Source organism: Labrys sp. KB_33_2 (genome assembly GCF_052114505.1).
Lineage (GTDB): Bacteria > Pseudomonadota > Alphaproteobacteria > Rhizobiales > Labraceae > Labrys.
Genome location: NZ_JBFREW010000006.1, coordinates 120,155 through 139,879, shown reverse-complemented (window position 1 = coordinate 139,879; position 19,725 = coordinate 120,155). Strand labels below are relative to the sequence as shown.

Sequence of the window (19,725 nt, the reverse complement as noted above, 5' to 3'; positions counted from 1 at the left end):
CCGGGCAGAGGAAGCCATGTCGTCGACCTATCTCGATATTCGCTCGTTGCGCGCCTTCGTCCTGACGGTCGAGACGGGAAGCCTTACCGAGGCTTCCCGTCGGATGGGACGTACGCAGTCGGCCGTGACCCAGCAGATCCAAAAATTGGAACAAATCATCGGACGCCCCCTGTTCGATGACACCAGGCGGGCGCTGGAACTGAGCGAGACCGGCACGGTGTTCCTTTCCCATGCCCGTCAGATTCTGAGCAGCCACGATGAGTGCCTGGCGCGCTTTACTCCGAAGACAGCCGAAGAGAAGGTGGTTTTCGGTGTGCCCGATCTCTACGCCACTTTCCTCTTGCCGCCGATCCTCAGCGCCTTTCGCCGGGACTATCCGCATATTCGCATTGAACTGCGCTGCGCCCTGTCGAGACCGCTTGTAGCGCGTGTGCGCGAGGGCAGCGTCGACATCGCCCTGGTGACGCGGATGGATGGCTTCACCGGCGGCCAGGTGGTCGGGCGCGAGCAACTGGTCTGGCTGACGGGAGCAACCTCATCGGCCCATCTGGAAGATCCCGTGCCGATGGCTCTGCTGCCGCCCGGCAATATCTATCGCGACTACGCCATCGAGGCGCTCGACAGGGCCGGGCGGAGCTGGCGCATCGCCTGCGTCAGTGACAGCATCAGCGGGCTGCAGACGGCCGTGCTGTCGGGTATCGCCGTCACTGTGCTGATCGAGAGCGCCCTGGTGCCGGGGCTGCGCCAGCCGCCCATGCAGGCGGGCTTTCCAGCCTTGCCGAGCGTCGACCTGCTGCTTTACCGCTCGGCCACTGAGCAGAGCTCGCCGGCTGTGGAAACGCTTCATCGCTATCTGCTCAACCATCTCAGCCTGACGGGCGGCAAATAGGAAGAGGCTATGCCGCCTCGCGCGGACCGACGGCCTTGCCATGAAGCGAAAGCGCCGCCATCTTCAGGCAGTCGAGATAATGCTGGCGGTTGCGGATGCCGTCCTCGCGTGGCGTCACCAGGCAGAGCGTGGCGGTGCAGCGATCCTGGCCGTCGAAGACCGGCACGGCGAAACAGTGGGTGAAGCTGTCGACGATGCTGTTGAAGGTGAACTCGCCTGCTGCGGCGGCCTGGCGGACTTCGGCGATGAAGTGGTCGGGATCCAGCATATTGCCGTTGGGCAGGCGGAAATCACCGGCGGGAATGAAAGCCAGGATCTCCTCGTCGCTCAGATGCGATAGCAGGAGGCGCCCGGAGGCCGTCCAGGGGATGGGCACCGCACGCCCGACATCCGAGGAAATCCGAAACGGCCTCACCCCCTCCTTCATGCGCACGACAGTATATTTGTTGCCGTCCAGCATGCAGAATTGGGCGGTCTCGCGCGTCTCCGCGGCAATCTGGGCAAGGACCTTGTCGCATTCGCGCATGAAATCGAAATGGTCCTCATAAGCCGCGCCGAGGAAATAGAGCTTGCGGCCGAGATAGACCCGCCCCTCGCCATCGGCATATTCGAGAATGCCATTGCGCAGCAGCAGATTGACCAGTTCATAGACGGATGAGCGCGGAGCCCCGATACGAGAGGCGATCTCGTTTGGCTTGGTCGGCTCGCGCTTCATGCGCAGGAAATCGAGGATCTCGAAGGCACGGTCGAGGCCACGCGTGCGCCTGGCAATACCTTCGTCGCTGATTGAATCCATTCCTGTCCTACCTGACCCGCTCGAGCGGGGTGCCCCCCTGCTGTTGTTTCACTGATGAACGTTACGGCACGCATCAACGCAAGCCGCAAACCGATCCTTTCCGCAATGATATTTCGAATTGGGCGGGTGATGCCTTCAAAAATTTCTCCGCCCGCTTGTCAGCCCCGAAAAACCGCCTATAGTTCGAGATGTCCGATATTGTGACCATATGTACAGTATATTGTACATCACGCAAGAGCCAAGGCTGCAAACAAGGCCCGCTGGCTCACAAGAGGGGAACGACATGATCAAGACTTCATTGCTGAGGAAGCTCACCGATCGGCGCGCCTTGATGGCGGGTGTCGGTCTCGCCGTGTTCGCCTTCGCGGCCACGGCAGGCGCGGCTCAGGCCGCTTCGAACTGCGTGAAGGGCGACCGCAAGGCGCCTTATCGTATCGGCTGGGCCAACATCTATTCCGTGCCGACCTGGATGAAGCAGACGGAGGGCACCATCGTCAGCGAAGTCGACGGCCTCAAGAAGGAAGGGCTTGTCAAGGACCTGATGATCACCGACGCGCAGGGCAACGCGCAGACCCAGATCCAGCAGATCCAGTCGATGATCGACGCCAATCTCGATGCCATCATCGTCGAGGCCGGCTCGTCCACGGCGCTCGACCGCGTCATCTCCGACGCCTGCGCCAAAGGCATCGCCGTGATGAATTTCGACAGCCTGGTCGACACCAACAATCTCACGGCCAAGATCAATACGGATTCGCTCGAATGGGGCAAGCAGGCCGCCGAGTGGATGGTCAAGCAGCTTGGTGGCAAGGGCAAGATCATCATCATGAACGGCCCGGCCGGCGTCTCGGTCAGCGATGATCGCCGCAAGGGTGCCCAGCCGGTGCTCGACGCCAATAAGGGCCTGGAGATCATCACCGAGACCAACACCGAATACAATGTCGCTCCCGCCCAGGAAGCGATGACCAGTCTGCTTTTCGCCAATCCCCAGATCGACGGCGTGCTGTCGCTCGGCGGCGCCCTGTCGGCCGGTTCGGTGCTGGCCTTCGACCGACAGGGACGCGACCAGGTGCCGACCACGGGTGAGAACGCCCGTCAGTTCCTGGAGCTGTGGAAGGAGAAGAAGCTGAAGGGCTGGGGTACCATGCAGCCCAATTGGCTCGGTGCCTTCTCCGTCTATGCGGCGGTCCAGGCATTACAGGGCAAGACCATCCCGACCAAGGTCAAGGTGCCGCTGCCGGTGATCGACGACAGCAATATAGACTCCTATCTGGCCCGTGCCGACAAGTTCCCGGCGGATGGCTACATCTACTCTGACTATGACAAGGCGCTCTTCGACAAGCTGCTGGCGCAGTAAGCGTCAGGGTTTGCATAGAGAGTTTGTCTCATGACCGATCGTCCACCCTTGCTGGAAGCCCATCAGGTCCTGAAGGGCTTTTTCGGCAACCCGGTGCTGAAGGGCGTCAGCATCGCGTTGCGCCCGGGCCGGGTGCACGCCCTGCTGGGCGAGAACGGGGCCGGCAAGTCGACGCTGATCAACCTGCTGTCCGGCGCCTTGGCGCCGGATGGTGGCGAGATCGTGCTCGACGGCAAGCCCGTCACGCGTTTCAATCCGGATCTCGCCCGCAAGGCCGGCATTGCCGTGGTCCAGCAGGAGCTCAGCCTCACGCCCGAGCTTTCCATCGCCGAGAATATCGGCCTGGGTGCCTATCCCCGCCGTTTCGGTCTGGTGGATTATCGAGAACTCCAGCGCCGCGTCGAGGAGGTCTGCGCCCTTGTCGGCCTGACGGAAGAGCCTGACGTACTGGTCGGCGACCTCGCACTCGGTCGAAGGCAGATGGTAGAGATCGCCAAGGCGCTCTTTCGCCGTCCTCGCGTATTGATCTTGGACGAGCCGACCTCCTCGCTGTCGGGCCATGAGGCCGGTGTCCTGGCGGGGTTGATCGGCAGGCTGTGCGATGAGGGGCTGGCGCTTCTCTACATCTCGCATCGCCTCAACGAGGTGCGGGCGCTGTGCTCGCATGTCACGGTGCTGAAGGACGGCGTGGTGACGGCCGACCAGCCGCTCGCCGGCGTCGACGCCGAGGGGCTGGTACGCCTGATGGTGGGGCGCGATGCCGGCGACTTGTTTCCGGCCTGGACGCCGCGGACCATCGGCGAGGAACGCATCCATCTCCAGGGCTTTTCTGCCGGCATGGTGCGCGACGTCGACTTCATCGCCCGCTCCGGCGAGATCGTCGGCATCGGAGGCCTGGTGGGGCAGGGGCAGGAGGATTTCCTGCTCGGGCTCTACGGCGCCATTCCCGCCTCGGCGCAGAGCGCCAGGCTATGCGGCAAGTCAGGCCTGTTCTCCACGGTGGGCGCCGCCAATGCGGCTGGCCTCGCCTATGTGCCGGCTGATCGCAAGAAGGAGGGGCTGATCCTGCCCCATTCCATCGCTTCCAACCTGTTGCTGCCTTCCCTCGATCTCCAGGCGCGGCACGGGCTGCGGGATAGCGGCCGCGAACGCTCGATGGTCGCCGAGCTTGCCCGGCGCCTCACCATCAAGGGCGATACGACACGGCCGGTGCAGGCTTTGTCCGGGGGCAATCAGCAGAAGGTGGCGCTGGCCAAGTGGCTGCCGCTTGATCCACCGGTCCTGCTGCTCAACGACCCGACGCGCGGCGTCGACATCGAAACCAAGAGAGAGATCTATCTGATGCTCCAGGGCTTTGCCGCCGATGGCAAGCTGGTGATCCTGCTGAGCTCGGATACGCCCGAACTCGTGCATCTGTGCGACAGGGTCGTGGTGTTCAGCGAGGGCCGGGCCGTGTCCACGCTCGAACGGGACTCCATTTCCGAGGAAGCCATCGTCGGCTCCGCCATGGGTATCTCCAGCCGGGAGGTAGCAGCATGAGCGGCACTATCTCCTCGGCCAGCCTCTATCTGGCGGTACAGCGCCGTCACAATCGCGGCCTCGGCGGCCTCTATGTGGTCGTTGCCGTTTTTCTGCTGCTCTATGCCTGGCTCTTTCCCGGCATATTGAGCCTCGGCGGCTTTTCGAAATTCACCCAGAACTGGTTTCCACTCGCTCTGGTCACCATGGCGCAGGCCCTGCTGATGCTCAATGGCGGCATCACCTTGGCGGTGGGGCCGATGGTGAGCCTGGGCGCCGTGATCGCCGCAACGACGATGGGCGGCCCGGCCGGCTCGATCGGCGGCATCCTGCTGGTAGCCCTGGCCGGACTGGCGATTGGCAGCCTGATCGGCGTGATCGTCGCCTATCTGCGCCTGCCGGCCATCATCGTCACGCTGGCCGGTTCCTTCATCATCACCGGCGTCGCCTTGCTGATTTTGCCGCGACCCGGTGGCTTCGTGCCGCCCTGGTTCTCCGAGTTCCTGGCGGGTGACGGGCCGACGGCCTTCACCCTGCTGCTGACCGTGCTGGTTGCCTGGAAACTGTTCCTGGCCACGCCGACCGGGCTCGGCATCTATGCGGCCGGCGACAATCCGGTCGGTGCCTACCGCTCGGGCGTGCCGGTGGAAAAAGTGAAGGTGATAGCCTTTGCCATCTCCGGCCTGCTCGCCGTCCTCGCCGGCCTCTTCGTGGCGGCGCAGACCGGATCGGGCGATCCCGTCATTGGCAACCCCTTCACGCTGAACTCGATCGCCGGGGCAGTATTGGGCGGCGTTGGCTTCCTGGGCGGCAAGGGCACCATGCGCGGCGCGATCTGCGGCAGCCTGCTGCTCTCGGTGATGATCAATGTGATGTTCTTCCTCGGTTTCCCGCCGGTCGCTCAATATGTCGCCCAGGGCCTGATCATCGTCGGGGCCGTGGCCATTCCCGAACTCTCCGCGCGCTGGAGGAAGCAATGAGCAGCCTGTCCGCCACCGTGAAGGGGATTTTCAGGAGCCCGGCGCTGCTCACTCTGATCCTGGTGGCGCTGGTCTGGCTTGTCGCCAGCCTCAGCCTCCGTGGCTTCGGCGCCTATGGTCATCTGCGCTACCTCCTGGAATTGGCCGCCGTGATCGGCATCGTGGCAGCGGGGCAGACGCTGGTGATCATTATGGGCGGTATCGATCTTTCGGTCGGAGCCGTAATCACCGTCACCGCGATCATGATTCCGCTGATTTCGCCGGGCTGGGACGCCTCGGGGTTGGTCGGCATCGTCGGGGCCCTGGCGATCGCCACCTCGATCGGCTTGCTGAACGGCGCCGGCGCCGCCTTCCTGCGCGTACCACCGATCATCATGACCCTGGCGATGGCGACCTTCCTGCAGGGCCTGCTGGTGATCGTCGCCGGCGGCAGCGCTGTGTCCGTGACCAACAAGGCCGTGATCTGGCTGGGTTCGGCGCGGCCGCTCGGCGTTCCCGCCGGCATCATCCTGTGGGCCGTTGTCTCCCTTGCGGTACTTGTCCTGCTGCATCGCATGCCGATGGGCGTGCGCTTCCTGGCACTGGGCGCCAACCCAGTGGCGGCACGGCTGTCGGGCGTGAGCGTCACCCGCAATACGCTGCTGCTCTACGCCCTGTCCGGCTTCTTTGCGGGCCTTGCCGGCACGCTCATCCTCGGCATGAACCGCCAGGGCTATGTCGGCATCGGCGATCCCTATCTCCTGATGTCGATCGCTGCGGTGGTGCTTGGCGGCACCTCCATTCTCGGCGGCAAGGGCAGCTATGCCGGCACTATTCCGGGGGCCATTTTGCTGGTGACCACCACGGCCCTGATCACGGTGGTCAACGCCTCGCCGGGCTGGCGCTCGATCATGTTCGGCTCGCTCATCCTGGCCCTGCTACTGATCTCGGGGCGTGAGGCGCGCCGATGACCGCTGTCTATGGCGGGCCGATCATCGACCCGCATCATCATCTCTGGGACCTTTCGCTAGGACGCCACCCCTGGCTGCGCCCACCCGAGGGCAAGGAGAGGGAAATGGTGTTCGGCAGCCTGGCGCCGATCCGGCGCAATTATGGTGTCGCCGACTATCTTGCTGATGCCGTTGGCCAGAACATCGTCGCCACCGTGCATGTCGAAGCGGGCTGGTCTTCCGAACATCCTTTGGAGGAAAGCCGCTGGCTCCAAAGCCTCGACAGAACGTCGGGCGTGGCGCGGCGCATCGTCGCCCGCGTGCCGCTCGACCGTCCCGATGCCGCGGCGCTGATCGAGGCGGAAGCGGCAAACCGTCTCGTCGTCGGCATCCGGGATATCGTCAGCTGGCACCCGGAGCCARCAAAGAGCTTCGCGCGCTCGAGGGACCTGATGGGCGATCCGCAATGGCGCAATGGCTTGCGGGCGGCGACACGGCTCGGCTTCGTCTTCGACCTCATGCTGTTCCCCTGGCAGATGGTGGAAGCCCTCCGCCTCGTCGCGGATTTCCCGGACACGCTGTTCGTGCTCAACCATTGCGGCAGCCCGGCCGACCGAAGTCCGGAGGGCATGGCGCTGTGGCGACAGGGCCTAGAGGCGCTGGGGCGGGCCGACAACCTCCTCATCAAGATCTCCGACCTCGTCGCCTATGACAATCACTGGAGCCTCGACAGCCTGAGGCCAGTGATCGAGCATTGCATCGCCTGTTTCGGGCCGCGGCGCGCGATGTTCGCCAGCGATTTTCCGGTTGCCGGGCTGCATGCGCGCTTCGCAGAAGTCTATGACGCCTTCCGCATCGTGGCCGCCGAACTCAGCGCGAGCGAGCAGCGGGATCTGTTCTTTGCCACCGCCAACCGGGCCTATCGGCTCGGTCTCGATAAAGCCGCCACCTGCGGAACCTGATCATGTCCGACCTTCATCTTTCCCTCGATGCCATTGATGACCGCATGCGCGGTTTTCCCCCTGGTCACGCCGCTCTGCCGTTTGCCGACATCGGCAGGCAGGGCTGGAAACCCTATGACGGCATCATGTCGCTCCCGTTGATGTCGCTCGACCGGACGGCCTTCGACGGCAATGTCGCGTTGATGATGCGCTATGTCCGCGACCATGGCGTGGCCATCGCGCCGCATGCCAAGACGCCGATGTCGACGGCTCTCGCCAAGGCGCTGATTGATGCCGGGGCCTGGGGCACGACGGTCGCCGATATCCGCCAGGCCTCCGTCCTGCTCAAGGCCGGGTTCGATCGGCTGATCCTAGCCAATGAGATCGGTGCCGCCGCCGCCGCCAGAAGGCTTGCCGCCTTGCTCGCCGGGCATCGGGAAGCGGAGGTGCATGTTTTCGTCGACTCGCCGGAACTGGCTGCCAGCCTGCTGTCGATCTGGCAGGTGCGGAGCGACCTGCCACCCCTCGGGCTGTTGCTGGAGGTCGGAGCCGGGCGGGCCGGGGCTCGGACGATCGAGGCCGCACGGATCATTCTCGACACGATCCTGGCCGGCGAGGGTACCGGCATCAGCCTGAGCGGCATCGGTGCCTATGAGGGCGCCGCCGCCACCGCCGATCCGGAAGAGAGCATCCGCCGCATCGACGAATTGATGGCCCTGGCGGTCGAGACGCACCACCTCGTTCGGGACCGTATCGGAACAGAACGGCCGCTGATCCTGACGGCTGGCGGTTCGGTGTTCTTCGACCGGGTCATCGCGGGCCTTCGGCCGATTAGCGCCCTGGATGCCGCCACGACCCTGGTCCTGCGCAGCGGCGCGATCTTCTTTCACGACCATGGCGTCTATGAGCGCGGTCTCGCGGCTCTGGATGCCCGTTCCGGTTTCGAGCTCTCGGGCGAAACTGTCAGCGCTTCCAGAGGCTTCAAGCCGGTTCTTCGTATCTGGGCCGAGGTGCTGTCACGCCCCGAACCCGATCTGGCGATCTGCGGCATGGGCTTGCGCGATGTCGCCATCGATCAGGGGCTGCCGCGCCCGCTCGCTCTCTATCGCGAGGGACGTCGCATCGGCGAACTCGATGCTTCGGCCTCGATTGCCCGGCTCAACGACCAGCACGCCTTCCTCGTCACCGGCGGTTGCGACCTTCGGATCGGCGATGTCGTCGAATTCGGCCTGTCGCACCCCTGCACCTGCCTCGACCGGCATGCCCTGGTCTATGGGCTCGATGGCGACAACACGGTGATCGACGCTTTCGCCACCTCCTTCGGATGAAGCTTCTTAAGTTTAAAATTTTCAATATTTTACAATGGAGTATTAGACAATGATCATGCGTTACCAGAAGAGTTCGCGTATGAGCCAGGCAGTCAGTTATGGCGGGCTCATCCATGTCGCCGGCCAGGTCGCCGATGATCGCAAGGCCGGTATCGAGGCCCAGACTCTGGACGTGCTTTCCAAGATCGATGCGCTACTCAAGGAAGCCGGCACGGACCGCTCGCGCCTTCTCGCCGTCAATGTCTTCCTGCCTGCCATCGTGGATTTCGACGCCATGAACGGCGTCTATGATGCCTGGATCGACCCGGCCAATCCGCCGGCGCGCGCCTGCGTCGAGGCCCGGCTCGCCGATCCGGATCTGCGCGTCGAGATGACGGCCATCGCGGCCTTGTAGAAACACGAAAGCAGCCTGCCATGCATAGCGGCCTCGTCCATACCCTCGATTTCGACGCCGATGGCCGCCAGAGCGGCTATCTGAGCATTCCCTATTCCGTCGATCGCTCGCCCTATTACCAGATCAGGATACCGATCCTGCGGGTGCGGAACGGGCCGGGGCCGAGCCTCATGCTGATGGCCGGCAATCATGGCGACGAATATGAGGGCGAATTGCAGCTGGCGCGCCTGATGCGCCGCCTCGATCCGGCGGCGCTCCGCGGCAGCGTCACCGTCCTGCCGGCGGCCAATCTTCCGGCCGTGATGGCGGCCAGGCGCTGCTCGCCCTTCGACGGCGGCAATCTCAACCGTGCGTTTCCCGGCGATCCTGTGGGAACGCCGACCGCCCGATTGGCGCATTTCCTCGAACACGAACTGTTCCCCCGACACGAGGTGTTGCTCGACATTCATTCCGGCGGCACTTCCATGGCGCATCTTCATTGTGCCCTGATCGAGCGCCAGCCGGACGAGGAACGCTCCACCCGCGCCAAGGCCCTGCTCAGGGCGATGGCGCCCAGCCATGCCTTCATCGCCGACAATGGCTCGCGCTCGCCGACATCCATGGGTGCCGCCATGCGGGCGGGTATCATCGGCCTTAGCGGCGAATTCGGCGGCGGGGGAGCGGTGACGCCGGCCAGCATGGCCTTTACGGCACGGTCGATCGACAATCTGATGCTGGCGCTCGGCATCGTCGACCGCCCCTTGCTGGGCGGCGATGTCACGGCGAAGCCTGCTCTGCAGCTGCTCTCGCTCGCGCGCCACAGCCAGGGCATCTATGCCACGCGCCGGGGCTGGTTCGAACCGGCCGTCGAACTCGGGGCCCGGGTTGCGGCCGGCGACCTTGCCGGCTGGTATCATGATCTTGAACGTCTGGAGCAGCCCGAGGAAGCCCTGTGCTTCACCGAGGGCGGTATCGTGATCTCGCATCGGCTGCATTGCGACAGCCAGGCCGGGGACTGTCTCATCCAGGTAGCCGAGCCGATCGAGGATTGAGCTATTTTTGCGATTTGGCGGAATCGCCAAGAGGCGTAAAGACACGTCGAGGCAATGGGTCGAAGCAAGGAGCAATGCCGTTCAGCTGAGCTTTATTCGAGCTGCAACAACCTTTGTCATTGCCGGGCTCGACCCGGCAATCCAGCTCCTTTGCCCGGTTCGCACGTGGCTTCTGGATAGCCGGGTCAAGCCCGGCTATGACAAATCCAATTGTTTTCCTCTCATGTGAATTTCATTGCGGAGCAGAGACGCGTTTCCTTGGAAAGCGACTTTGCGCCAGAAAGGATCAGGCGTCATGGCCGATACACTCATCCGGGGCGCGCGCATCATCGACGGCACGGGAGCACCCTGGTATCGGGGGGACGTGCTGGTTTCGGGCGGCACCATCGCCCGCATCGGCCAGGACCTCAAGGCCGACAAGGATGCCACCGTCGTCGATGCCGCGGAACGCTATCTCGCACCGGGCTTCATCGACGCCCATTGCCATGACGATCTCATCTTCCTGCGGGAACGGAACCGACCGGAAAAGGCATTGCAGGGCGTCACCAGCATCGTGGTCGGCAATTGTTCCTTCTCGCTCTATCCGGCCGTGCCGGCTTCGCGCGAGTATCTGCGGCTGCATTTCTCCGGTCTGCTCGGCGAGACCCTGGACAGCGAGATCTTTGCGGATCTGGACGGCTATCGCCAGGCGCTGACCGGGGAGGGCATCGCGCTCAATCTGGTGTCGCTCGTCGGCCACGCGGCGCTGCGTCTCGCCGTGATGGGACATGACCGTCGCCCGGCCAATGCGGCCGAGATCGAGGCCATGTGTGCGCTGCTCGCCACCCAGCTCGACCAGGGAGCCGCGGGGCTCTCGCTCGGTCTCGTCTATCCGCCGAGCGCTTTTGCCGAAGAGGACGAACTCTTCGCGCTGGGGAACACCGTGCGCAGCCGCGGTAAGGTGCTGGCGGCCCATGTTCGCTCCTACGAAGCCGGCCTGATGGATGCCATCCAGGAATTCGGCGGCATTCTCAGGCATTCCGGCTCGGCGGGCCTGCTCTCGCATCTGCAATCGGCCGGGCGGCCGAACTGGGGCCAGATCCCGGCGGCGATCGAATTGCTCGAAGGTATGCGCTGCGAAGGCATCGACATCAGCTTCGACATGTATCCCTATCCGGCCGGCAGCACCTGGCTGCTGCAATTGCTGCCACCCGCCGCCATGGATGGCGGGCTCGACGGCCTCAAGGCCCGTCTGCGCGATCCCGAAATGCTTGCGACCTTGCGAGACTGGGTCGAACATGGCGGCCCGGCCTTCCATGGCCAGAGCAAGGTGTCACTGATCGGCTGGGGCAATGTCCGTCTGTCGGCCGTCGGCAGCGCCGAACTCAAGCATCTGGAAGGTCTCGACATGAAGAAGGCGGCAGCCCAGCTCGGCGTCCAGCCTTTCGACCTGATGTTGCGCTTCATCGAGGAGGACGACGGCCAGACCGGCATCATCCTATTCCAGCTCGACGAAGACGATCTGCACGCGGCCTGCTGCAACCGGCTTTATATGGCGGGCTCCGACGGCCTGCCGCGGCCGGGTTCCAAGCCGCATCCGCGTGCCTTCGGCACCTTCCCGCGCATTGCCGGGCCGCTCCGGCGAGAGAAGAACTGGTTCAGCCTGGAAGATGCCGTGCGCCGCATGACCTCGGTGGCCGCGCAGCGCTTCCAGCTCTCGGATCGCGGCCTGGTCCGCCCGGGGCTTGCCGCCGACCTCGTGCTGTTCGAGGACGCCATCACCGATCGGGCGACCTTCGAGAACTCGACCCAATTGCCGACCGGCATCTCCCATGTCTGGGTGAATGGCGGAACCGTGGTGGCCGAGGGGCGCCAGACCGGCGAACGGCCGGGCAGGGTGCTCTAATCCGGGATCAAGCGTTGTTCTGAACGGATCGTTTCAGGAATGGCGGACACAAGAGATAGAGCAGGGCGCCCGCTAGCCAGACCCAGCCATTCCAACCGGTCAGGGAAGCGGTGTAGATCGCGGTAAAGAACAGCGGGCCGATGATGGAAGTCAGGCTGGTGAGGGCGGAAAGCGATCCCTGCAACTGGCCTTGCTGGCCTTCGCCGACCTCTCGCGACAACATCGCCTGCAGGGCGGGAGCTCCGATGCCTCCCGCCGCCAGCGGGACCATGATGGCGAAAGCCATCCAGCTTTGCGAGGCGAAGGCCAACAGCACATAACCGAGTGCGTCGGCGGACATGCCGAGGATGACGGCCCGGTCTTCCCCGAGCCGCAGCGTCAAGGGACCGGTCACAACACCCTGGGCGATGGCGTGGAGGATGCCGAAGGCGGCGAGGGAAAGCCCGACGGTGCCGGTATCCCAATGAAAACGGTTTTCGCCGAACAGGACCCAAATCGACCCAGGCACCTGGCCGACCAGTTGCATGACGAAGAACACCGCCATCAGTGCCATCACCGCCGGCAGGCCGCGAACCCAGTGGAAGGAGGCGATGGGATTGAAAGCGGTGCGTGAGAGCGGCCGGCGCTCGCCCCGATGGGTTTCCGGCAGGAGCAAGACGGCGAGCAGGCCATTCAGGCCATTCAGGACGGCAGCCATCAGAAAAGGGGCGTGCGGAGAAAGGCCCCCCAGCAAGCCGCCAAGAGCGGGGCCGCCGACCAGGCCGAGGCCGAAGAATGCACTCATCAGACCGAAACGCCGCGCACGCTGTTCTTCCGGTGTGATGTCGGCAATTGCCGCACCGGCCACGGCCGCCGTCGCGCCGGTGATGCCGGCAATGGCGCGCCCGACATAGAGCACCCACAGGACCGGCGCCGTCGCCATGATGGCATAGTCGATGGTTGCGCCCGCCAGCGAAGCGAGCAGCACGGGACGACGGCCAAAACGGTCCGACAGGGCGCCGAGGGCCGGCGCGCACAGGAACTGCATCAGCGCATAGATCGCCAGCAGCACGCCATAATGCCCGGCCACCGCATCGGTGTGAACGAGATTGCGCAAGAGTTCCGGCAAGACAGGCATGACCAGTCCGATGCCGATGGCATCGAGGGCTACGACACCCAGTATGAGAGGGAGAGCAAATTTGGTTGTCATCGGCGCACACGGTTCGTTTGATCGATAATTTATCGTTGATAAGTGACGCCATAAAACTTATCATCGATAAATAGTCAAGCTTGATCCTGATAGACACGGCTTACTGAATCGGGACCGATGGGGTAATTCTTCACGGCTGCATCGCCGTGCCGAGAGCCGACGCCTCCTGGAGGCGATGCGTGGGAAGGGTGTCATGGCGAAACTGCAGCGCGAGAAGGTCATCCGGGCTGGCCTTGATCTCTTGAACGAGGTCGGTGTCGACGGCCTGACCACCCGCAAGCTGGCCGACCATCTCGGCGTGCAGCAGCCGGCGCTCTATTGGCATTTCAAGAACAAGCGGGCTCTGCTCGATGCCCTGGCCCATGCCATGCTTGCCGAACGGCATACGCATGCGGTGCCGAAGCCCGGTGAAGATTGGTGTTCTTTCATCACCGGTAATGCCCGCAGTTTCAGGAGAGCCCTGCTTTCCTACCGTGACGGTGCGCGCATCCATGCCGGGACCAGGCCCAACGGTGCGGAGACCGCGAATGCCGAGGCGCAATTGCGTTGCATGACCGAGGCCGGGTTCACCACGGCCGACACCACCTACGCACTGATGACCATCAGCTATTTCGTGGTCGGCTCGGTCATGGAGCAGCAATCGGCGCAAGCGGACAAGGCCGAGCGCGGTGACATACCTCACCCCGCCCCGACATCACCCTTGCTGGCGGAGGCCATGGAGACTTTCGACCGGGATGGCCCCGACGTGGCGTTCGAGCAGGGGCTGGGCTTCATCATTGCCGGTCTGAGGGAGAGATTGCAGCGATGAATGTGATTGAGCAGGGCCGCGCCTTGCGCCGGCTGCGGATGCTCAAGGGCATCAAGCAAAGTCATCTTGGTGAATTGCTCGGCGTGGACCAGGCCAGCATTTCCCGCTGGGAAAGAGGAACCGTGCCACTCGGGGAGGAACGCTGGCGGGCCGTCCTGGATCTTCTTGCCGCATCACCGCTACCTGCCGAGGATGCCGCATTGAAGCGTCTGGTGACGTCTTCGAACGCCAAGGTTCACCTCATTTGCGACCATAGCCATCGTCTGCTGGCGGCTTCCCTGCCACGGCAGGCCGAGTGGCACGCCGATCTGCCCGAACTGCTCGGCAGCTCGCTGCTTCCCTACGCCACGGATGAAATCCTGGCGGCGGAGGAGAGGCTCGCTGCCCACGGTTGGCACGAAGGTTTTCTGGTCTCGCTGACGCTGGAGACGGGCACCAATTACGATCCCGTCTTGCCGATCGCGCCGAGCCGGGCGCTGTGGGAGCGCGTGACGCTGGCCGACGGCAGCGCCGGGCGGCTGGTCACCACCGTCGGCTGATCATACTCATGCATATTTTATGCGTCGCCGGCACCGCCTGCGATCGCTAATCGTCGGTGCCGGATTGCGAATGACGGATTGGTCACCATGACGATTTTGGTAACGGGCAGTGCCGGACATCTGGGCGAGGCGCTGATGCGCACCTTGCGGGCAGAGGGGCGGCCTGCCATCGGGCTCGACATCAAGGCCTCGCCCTTCACCGATTCCATAGGATCGATCGGCGATCGCGATTTCGTCCAACGTCATCTGCCGGGCGTGCGCACGATTCTACACGCAGCCACGCTGCACAAGCCGCATGTGGCCACCCATGGCTATCGGGATTTTCTCGACGTGAACATCCAGGGGACTCTCGTGCTCCTCGAGGCGGCCTTAACCTCTGGCGTGGAATCCTTCGTCTTCACCAGCACGACCAGCACCTTCGGCTCAGCCTTGACGCCGGCAGCGGGCGAACCGGCGGCCTGGATCACCGAGGACGTGGTCCCGATCCCGAAGAACATCTATGGCGCGAGCAAGATCGCGGCGGAGACCCTGTGCGAACTCTTTGCCCGTCGCCACCGCCTGCCCGTCATCGTGCTGCGCACCTCGCGCTTCTTCCCGGAAGCCGATGATGATGCGCAGATGAGGCAACGCTACAGCGCCGACAACGCCCAGGCCAACGAGTTGCTCAACCGCCGCTGCGACATCGAGGATGTGGTCGGTGCCCATCTGGCGGCGGCGGACAGGGCGCCGGCGCTGGGTTTCGGCCGCTATATCATCTCCGCAACCACGCCGTTCGGCCCGGACGACGGCGCGGCACTGCGGGCCGACGCGCCGGCGCTCGTACACCGGCTGTTTCCCGATTGCGCCGAGCTTTATACCGCCAGGGGATGGAGCCTGTTTCCGCAGGTGGATCGCATCTATGTCAATGCGCGGGCACGGGCCGAACTCGGCTGGTGCCCGCGCTACGATTTCCGGCACATGCTCGACTGCCTGCGCGAGGGACAGAATTTCCGCAGCCCACTTACAGGCGAAGTCGGCAGCAAGGGCTATCACGACAGGGTCTTCTCGGAAGGCCCCTATCCGGTTCACGATTGAGAGGCAGGCAGAATCTCCCGGAAGCACGGATGATCGCGCTTCCGAGAGATGGCTCCTTGTCCGAGAGATGGCGCCTTGCTTGCCAAGGATCTACAGGCCAGCAAGCCAAGCCTTGGTCTGCGCGACATCGGCCTGCGTCAGGCCATGGCCGGTCGGGAGCGTCTCGTGGCGCACGGCGGCGCCGCGTTCCTTCAGGAGATCGGCCAGCCTGCCGGCATTCGCTGCCGGCACGATCGGATCGGCGGCCCCGGAAAGCATCAGCACCGGCTTGCCGCCCAACTCCGTCGAAGGCGCCGTTCGCAAGGGCGTCATCGGTCGGAGCAGTGCGGCGCCGGCAAGCGCCTGCGGATGCAGCAGCAAGAGCGCGGCGGCGATATTGGCACCGTTGGAAAAGCCTAAGGCGATGGGAGCATCGAGGCCGTACGCCTCGCGCGCCTGCGCAATGAAGCCTGCCAATTCGACGGCCCGCCGGCGCAGATCTTCTTCATCGAACACGCCTTCGCTCAGGCGTCGGAAAAACCGGGGCATGCCGTGCTCCAGCACGTTGCCGCGCGGGGAGAGCAGAGCACTGCCGGGCCCAACCAGCTCGCCCAGGCCGATTAGATCGTTTTCGTCACCACCCGTCCCGTGCAGGAGCAGGAGAGGGGGCCTCTTCATATCCTGTCCGGGAACGAAGCGGTGGATATACGATAATTGCGATGTCGTGGTCATAACTATTGCCTCCTCGGTTCGGGGGATGGGGACGTTTGGCCGGCCATGCCGGACAGGGCAGCTAGAACAAGGAGCGCTTCTAGGACGCGCTTTGCTCCAGGCGGGGCAGGGTGGCTTCCAGACCCGAACGGCGGGCTTCCAGGAACACCGGCAGTTTCAGGGTTTCGCCGAGCGTCGATGCCGGCTCGTCCACGGCAAAGCCAGGAATATCGGTCGCGATCTCGAACAGGACATGTCCGGGTTCCCGGAAATAGACGGAACGGAAATAATTGCGGTCCTTCTGCTCCGTGGTGCGGATGCCATGGTTCTCGGCGAGCCTGCGCACCATCGCGGCCTCCTCGGCATCATCGGCGGCACGAAAGGCGATGTGATGCACCGAGCCACCGCCGAGACGGGCCGGCAGGAGGCCGCTCGCCTCGTGGATGTCGACGATGCTGCCTGCCCCGCCGTCGGCCACCCGATAGCGCACCAGGCTGCCTTCACGCCCGACCTCGCCGAAGCCGAAAACATCGGTGAGGATGGCACCAGTCGGCGCCGCTTCCGCGAGCAGGAGATTGACGCTGTGGAAACCGCGGATGGCAGCATCGGCGGGGATGCCGGCGCCGGTCCAACCAGGTTCGTTCCCAATGCCGGGTACGGCAACGAGGGCGAGGCGCATGCCGTCCGGGTCCTGGAAGGACAGCAGGGGCTCGCCAAAACGCTTGGTCAGCGGCTGATGGGCGACGCCATTCTCGACGAGGCGATGCGTCCAATAGCCAAGCGAGCCTTCCGGCACCCGCAGCATGGTTTCCTGCGTTTCACCAAGGCCGACACGGCCCGGCGCAACATGTTCCCAGGGAAAGTAGGTCAGGATGCTGCCGGGATGGCCGGCCTCATCGCCGTAATAGAGGTGATAGGTGCCGGGATCGTCGAAATTCACGGTCTTCTTGACCAGTCGCAGGCCAAGTATGCGGGTGTAGAAATCGAGATTGCGCTGGGCAGGACCCGCGATGGCCGTGACGTGATGGATGCCTTTGCCGCTCATGGCGAAATTCCTTTCGGTCGGGATTCCTGTCCCTCGATGAGTGAGATAGGCCCGATATGCCAGGAATTGCCATTGCGTCGGCGCAATGAATTGGTTGGGGTGAAAGGTATTGAATTGTCGATCTGAAAGATACTATTGATGTGGCATGCGCCTAGGCGCCGCTGGGGGACTTTGCCGTGGGGGACGGTTTTCCGAATTTGGCCTGGGACGACCTGCGTCTGGTAAAGGCCGTCGCCGACGCCAGGAACCTGCCCGCGGCGGCCGCACGCATCGGCATCGATCATTCGACCGCGTTCCGGCGGCTGCGCCTGATCGAACAGGCGCTCGGCGTCACTCTGTTCGAAAAGCATCGTACAGGCTACACGCTGACATCGGCCGGTGAGGAAGTGGCCGGATTGGCGAGCCGTGTCGACGAGGATATTGTCTCGGTCCTGCGCAGGCTTGCCGGTGGCGAACTCGACCTTGCCGGTGAATTGCGCATAACCACCAACGACACATTACTGGTCGAACTGCTGACACCGCTGCTTGCCAGGTTCGGCGAGGCCTATCCGAGCATGCGGCTCGACGTGATCCTGTCGAATGCAGCGCTGAACCTGTCCAAGCGGGATGCCGATATCGCCATCCGTGCTTCCGATACCCCGCCAGACACGCTCGTGGGTCGACGCGTCGCCCGCATCGGCTGGGCACTTTATGGCAGGGCAGACGATTTCTCCGATCCCGACCTGCCGGATCTTGAAGCGTTGCATGGGCGGCGCTGGGTGGCACTCGGCGACAATCTCGCCGCGCTCAAGGCCGTGCGCTACGTCAAGACGCACGTCGCGCCGGAACGCATCGTCTATCGCGTCAACTCGGTGCTCGGCCTCGCCGAAGCCGTCGAGGCCGGCATCGGCATCGGTCATCTGCCCTGTTTCATCGCCGGAACCAGGCCGAGCTTGCGTCGTATTGGACCGGTCAATCCGGATTTCGGGGCCGATCTCTGGCTGCTCACCCATCCCGATCTGCGCGACGCTCCGCGCATACGGGCCTTTCTCGATTTCCTCGCCGCCGAGATCGTGCGGCGGCGGGCCTTCATCGAAGGCGCCTAGCTCCGCCGAGACATCGAATGACGACCACGACATCGGATGAAGGCAGAGATGGTAGATCTTCCCGGAAGACCCAATTGCGGCCCGAAGAAATCACCGCAGTGCTTCGGGCAGAATTCGGCAAATCGATCGATCTGCATCCTTTGTCGGGAGGATTGGAGTCGCAGGCCAGGTTTTTCGAAACCACCCAGCCCTGGCGCCTGCGGGAGGGGCACCTGCTTGCAGGCTACCAGTTGCGCATCGGGCTGGAGAATGTCTACCAGGCTGCCCTGGGCCCAGGGCGCAGCCGATCTCGCCTGGGCCCTGGCCCGCTGCCAAACTATCGCGAGAGAGGCTGGCCTGGTTACCCGAGGTTGATTGCGTGTGACCGGCGATCTCGCCCCAGGGACTGTTTTTGATCGGAAGTGCTTCAGGTTTTCATGATCGAGACACCGCCATCCGCCAAGTGGGCCGTTCCGGTCACGAAGCTCGACAGGTCCGAAACGAGATAGAGAGCGGAACGGGCGATCTCCTCGGGCGAGGCCAGGCGCTTGAGGGCATGCAGCCCCTCCACGAAGGCGCGTGCCTCCGGCGTGTTGGAAACGCTTCGTCCCATCGGTGTATCGGTGCCGCCCGGCAGCAGGGCATTGGCCCGGATACCCCTGGGGCTGTATTCGGTGGCGATCACCTGGGTGAGGCCGATCAGGCCAGCCTTGCTGGCGGCATAGGCGGCCATGCCGGGAAAACCGACGGTATAACCGACGAAGGTCGAGGTGAACACCAGGGCGCCGCCGCCGCGCGCCAGCATGGCGGGGATCTGGTGCCGGGCCGCGAGGAAGGCACTGGTCAGATTGACGTCGAGCGTATCGCGCCAGCTTTCCAGAGAAAGCTCGGTCAGCGGCGCCATTTCTCCGGTGGTGCCCGCATTGTTGAAGGCGACGTCGAGCCCGCCGAAATGCTGCTGGGCGGCCTCAACCAGGGCGATCTGGTGATCCTCGTCCTGGATGTTGCCGGCCACCGAGACGGCCTTTCCGCCGGCATTCGCAATTTCGGCGACGACCCTTTCGAGTGCATCTCGACGCCGACCTGACAGGACGACTGCGGCGCCTTCGGCGGCAAACAAACGGGCCGAGGCTTCGCCGATGCCGGAGCTGGCGCCGGTGACGATCGCGACCTTGTTTTCGAGCGTAGACTTCATATCCTGAACCTCCAATTCGATTGGGAGGTCCTTGTTCCCCAGGCGTGACCAAGTCGCGACCCGTTTCCTATGATCT

At 64.0% G+C, this 19,725-nt stretch carries 19 protein-coding genes; 14 read left to right on the top strand and 5 right to left on the bottom strand.

From position 1 onward, the window contains the following. Positions 1 to 16 precede the first annotated feature (16 nt). The gene (locus AB4037_RS12945; protein WP_434956534.1) at positions 17 to 889 is read left to right on the top strand and encodes a LysR family transcriptional regulator; all 873 of its coding nucleotides are present in this window, start codon (positions 17 to 19) and stop codon (positions 887 to 889) included. 7 nt (positions 890 to 896) lie between these two features. Here the strand turns inward: AB4037_RS12945 and AB4037_RS12940 are convergent, their stop codons facing one another. Then, positions 897 to 1,685, bottom strand: coding sequence for an IclR family transcriptional regulator (locus AB4037_RS12940; protein ID WP_441771791.1), 789 nt, complete (start codon positions 1,683 to 1,685; stop codon positions 897 to 899). 283 nt (positions 1,686 to 1,968) lie between these two features. Between AB4037_RS12940 and AB4037_RS12935 the strand changes: the two genes are divergently transcribed. From AB4037_RS12935 to AB4037_RS12895, 9 genes are all read left to right on the top strand, one after another. Next, a complete protein-coding gene (locus AB4037_RS12935) occupies positions 1,969 to 3,039 on the top strand; it encodes an ABC transporter substrate-binding protein (protein ID WP_441771790.1) in 1,071 nt (356 codons plus the stop codon). A 30-nt stretch (positions 3,040 to 3,069) separates the two neighbouring features. After that, on the top strand, positions 3,070 to 4,578 hold the full coding sequence (locus AB4037_RS12930; protein WP_441771789.1) for a sugar ABC transporter ATP-binding protein: 1,509 nt from the start codon (positions 3,070 to 3,072) through the stop codon (positions 4,576 to 4,578). After that, positions 4,575 to 5,537, top strand: coding sequence for an ABC transporter permease (locus tag AB4037_RS12925; RefSeq protein ID WP_441771788.1), 963 nt, complete (start codon positions 4,575 to 4,577; stop codon positions 5,535 to 5,537). The genes AB4037_RS12930 and AB4037_RS12925 overlap by 4 nt, the downstream gene beginning before the upstream one ends. Next, a complete protein-coding gene (locus AB4037_RS12920) occupies positions 5,534 to 6,487 on the top strand; it encodes an ABC transporter permease (protein WP_441771787.1) in 954 nt (317 codons plus the stop codon). Before AB4037_RS12925 ends, AB4037_RS12920 begins: the two co-directional genes overlap by 4 nt. Further along, a complete protein-coding gene (locus AB4037_RS12915; protein ID WP_441771786.1) occupies positions 6,484 to 7,428 on the top strand; it encodes an amidohydrolase family protein in 945 nt (314 codons plus the stop codon). Before AB4037_RS12920 ends, AB4037_RS12915 begins: the two co-directional genes overlap by 4 nt. Before the next feature lie 2 nt (positions 7,429 to 7,430). Beyond that, positions 7,431 to 8,735 (top strand): alanine racemase, encoded by a 1,305-nt coding sequence (locus tag AB4037_RS12910; protein WP_441771785.1) that lies wholly within the window; start codon positions 7,431 to 7,433, stop codon positions 8,733 to 8,735. A 49-nt stretch (positions 8,736 to 8,784) separates the two neighbouring features. Next, positions 8,785 to 9,129 (top strand): RidA family protein, encoded by a 345-nt coding sequence (locus AB4037_RS12905; RefSeq protein ID WP_441771784.1) that lies wholly within the window; start codon positions 8,785 to 8,787, stop codon positions 9,127 to 9,129. Positions 9,130 to 9,149: 20 nt separating this feature from the next. Continuing rightward, a complete protein-coding gene (locus AB4037_RS12900; RefSeq protein WP_441771783.1) occupies positions 9,150 to 10,160 on the top strand; it encodes a succinylglutamate desuccinylase/aspartoacylase family protein in 1,011 nt (336 codons plus the stop codon). Positions 10,161 to 10,455: 295 nt separating this feature from the next. Next, positions 10,456 to 12,045 carry an N-acyl-D-amino-acid deacylase family protein gene (locus AB4037_RS12895; protein WP_441771782.1) on the top strand — a complete coding sequence of 530 codons (1,590 nt, stop codon included), beginning with the start codon at positions 10,456 to 10,458 and terminating at the stop codon, positions 12,043 to 12,045. A gap of 7 nt (positions 12,046 to 12,052) precedes the next feature. On the opposite strand, the gene tet is transcribed toward AB4037_RS12895, so the two are convergent. Next, complete coding sequence (gene tet, locus AB4037_RS12890; RefSeq protein ID WP_441771781.1) at positions 12,053 to 13,234, bottom strand: Tet(A)/Tet(B)/Tet(C) family tetracycline efflux MFS transporter; 1,182 nt, start codon at positions 13,232 to 13,234, stop codon at positions 12,053 to 12,055. Between the two features lie 193 nt (positions 13,235 to 13,427). Between tet and tetR the strand changes: the two genes are divergently transcribed. The 3 genes from tetR (at position 13,428) to AB4037_RS12875 (ending at position 15,655) form a co-directional block, all read left to right on the top strand. Then, entirely contained in the window at positions 13,428 to 14,042 is a 615-nt protein-coding gene (gene tetR / locus AB4037_RS12885; protein WP_441771780.1) for a tetracycline resistance transcriptional repressor TetR, read from the top strand. After that, positions 14,039 to 14,581: a helix-turn-helix domain-containing protein gene (locus AB4037_RS12880; protein WP_441771779.1), complete on the top strand. Its 543-nt coding sequence runs from the start codon at positions 14,039 to 14,041 to the stop codon at positions 14,579 to 14,581. Before tetR ends, AB4037_RS12880 begins: the two co-directional genes overlap by 4 nt. A gap of 87 nt (positions 14,582 to 14,668) precedes the next feature. Further along, on the top strand, positions 14,669 to 15,655 hold the full coding sequence (locus tag AB4037_RS12875; protein ID WP_434956520.1) for an NAD-dependent epimerase/dehydratase family protein: 987 nt from the start codon (positions 14,669 to 14,671) through the stop codon (positions 15,653 to 15,655). Between the two features lie 90 nt (positions 15,656 to 15,745). Here the strand turns inward: AB4037_RS12875 and AB4037_RS12870 are convergent, their stop codons facing one another. Both AB4037_RS12870 and AB4037_RS12865 read right to left on the bottom strand, forming a co-directional pair. Then, the gene (locus AB4037_RS12870; RefSeq protein WP_434956519.1) at positions 15,746 to 16,312 is read right to left on the bottom strand and encodes an alpha/beta hydrolase; all 567 of its coding nucleotides are present in this window, start codon (positions 16,310 to 16,312) and stop codon (positions 15,746 to 15,748) included. 133 nt (positions 16,313 to 16,445) lie between these two features. Then, entirely contained in the window at positions 16,446 to 17,390 is a 945-nt protein-coding gene (locus tag AB4037_RS12865; RefSeq protein ID WP_434956518.1) for a ring-cleaving dioxygenase, read from the bottom strand. Positions 17,391 to 17,566: 176 nt separating this feature from the next. Here AB4037_RS12865 and AB4037_RS12860 point away from each other — a divergent pair, with 176 nt between their 5' ends. Then, positions 17,567 to 18,475 carry a LysR family transcriptional regulator gene (locus AB4037_RS12860; RefSeq protein WP_441771778.1) on the top strand — a complete coding sequence of 303 codons (909 nt, stop codon included), beginning with the start codon at positions 17,567 to 17,569 and terminating at the stop codon, positions 18,473 to 18,475. A 406-nt stretch (positions 18,476 to 18,881) separates the two neighbouring features. Here the strand turns inward: AB4037_RS12860 and AB4037_RS12855 are convergent, their stop codons facing one another. After that, the gene (locus AB4037_RS12855; RefSeq protein ID WP_441771777.1) at positions 18,882 to 19,649 is read right to left on the bottom strand and encodes an SDR family oxidoreductase; all 768 of its coding nucleotides are present in this window, start codon (positions 19,647 to 19,649) and stop codon (positions 18,882 to 18,884) included. Between the last annotated feature and the right edge of the window lie 76 nt (positions 19,650 to 19,725).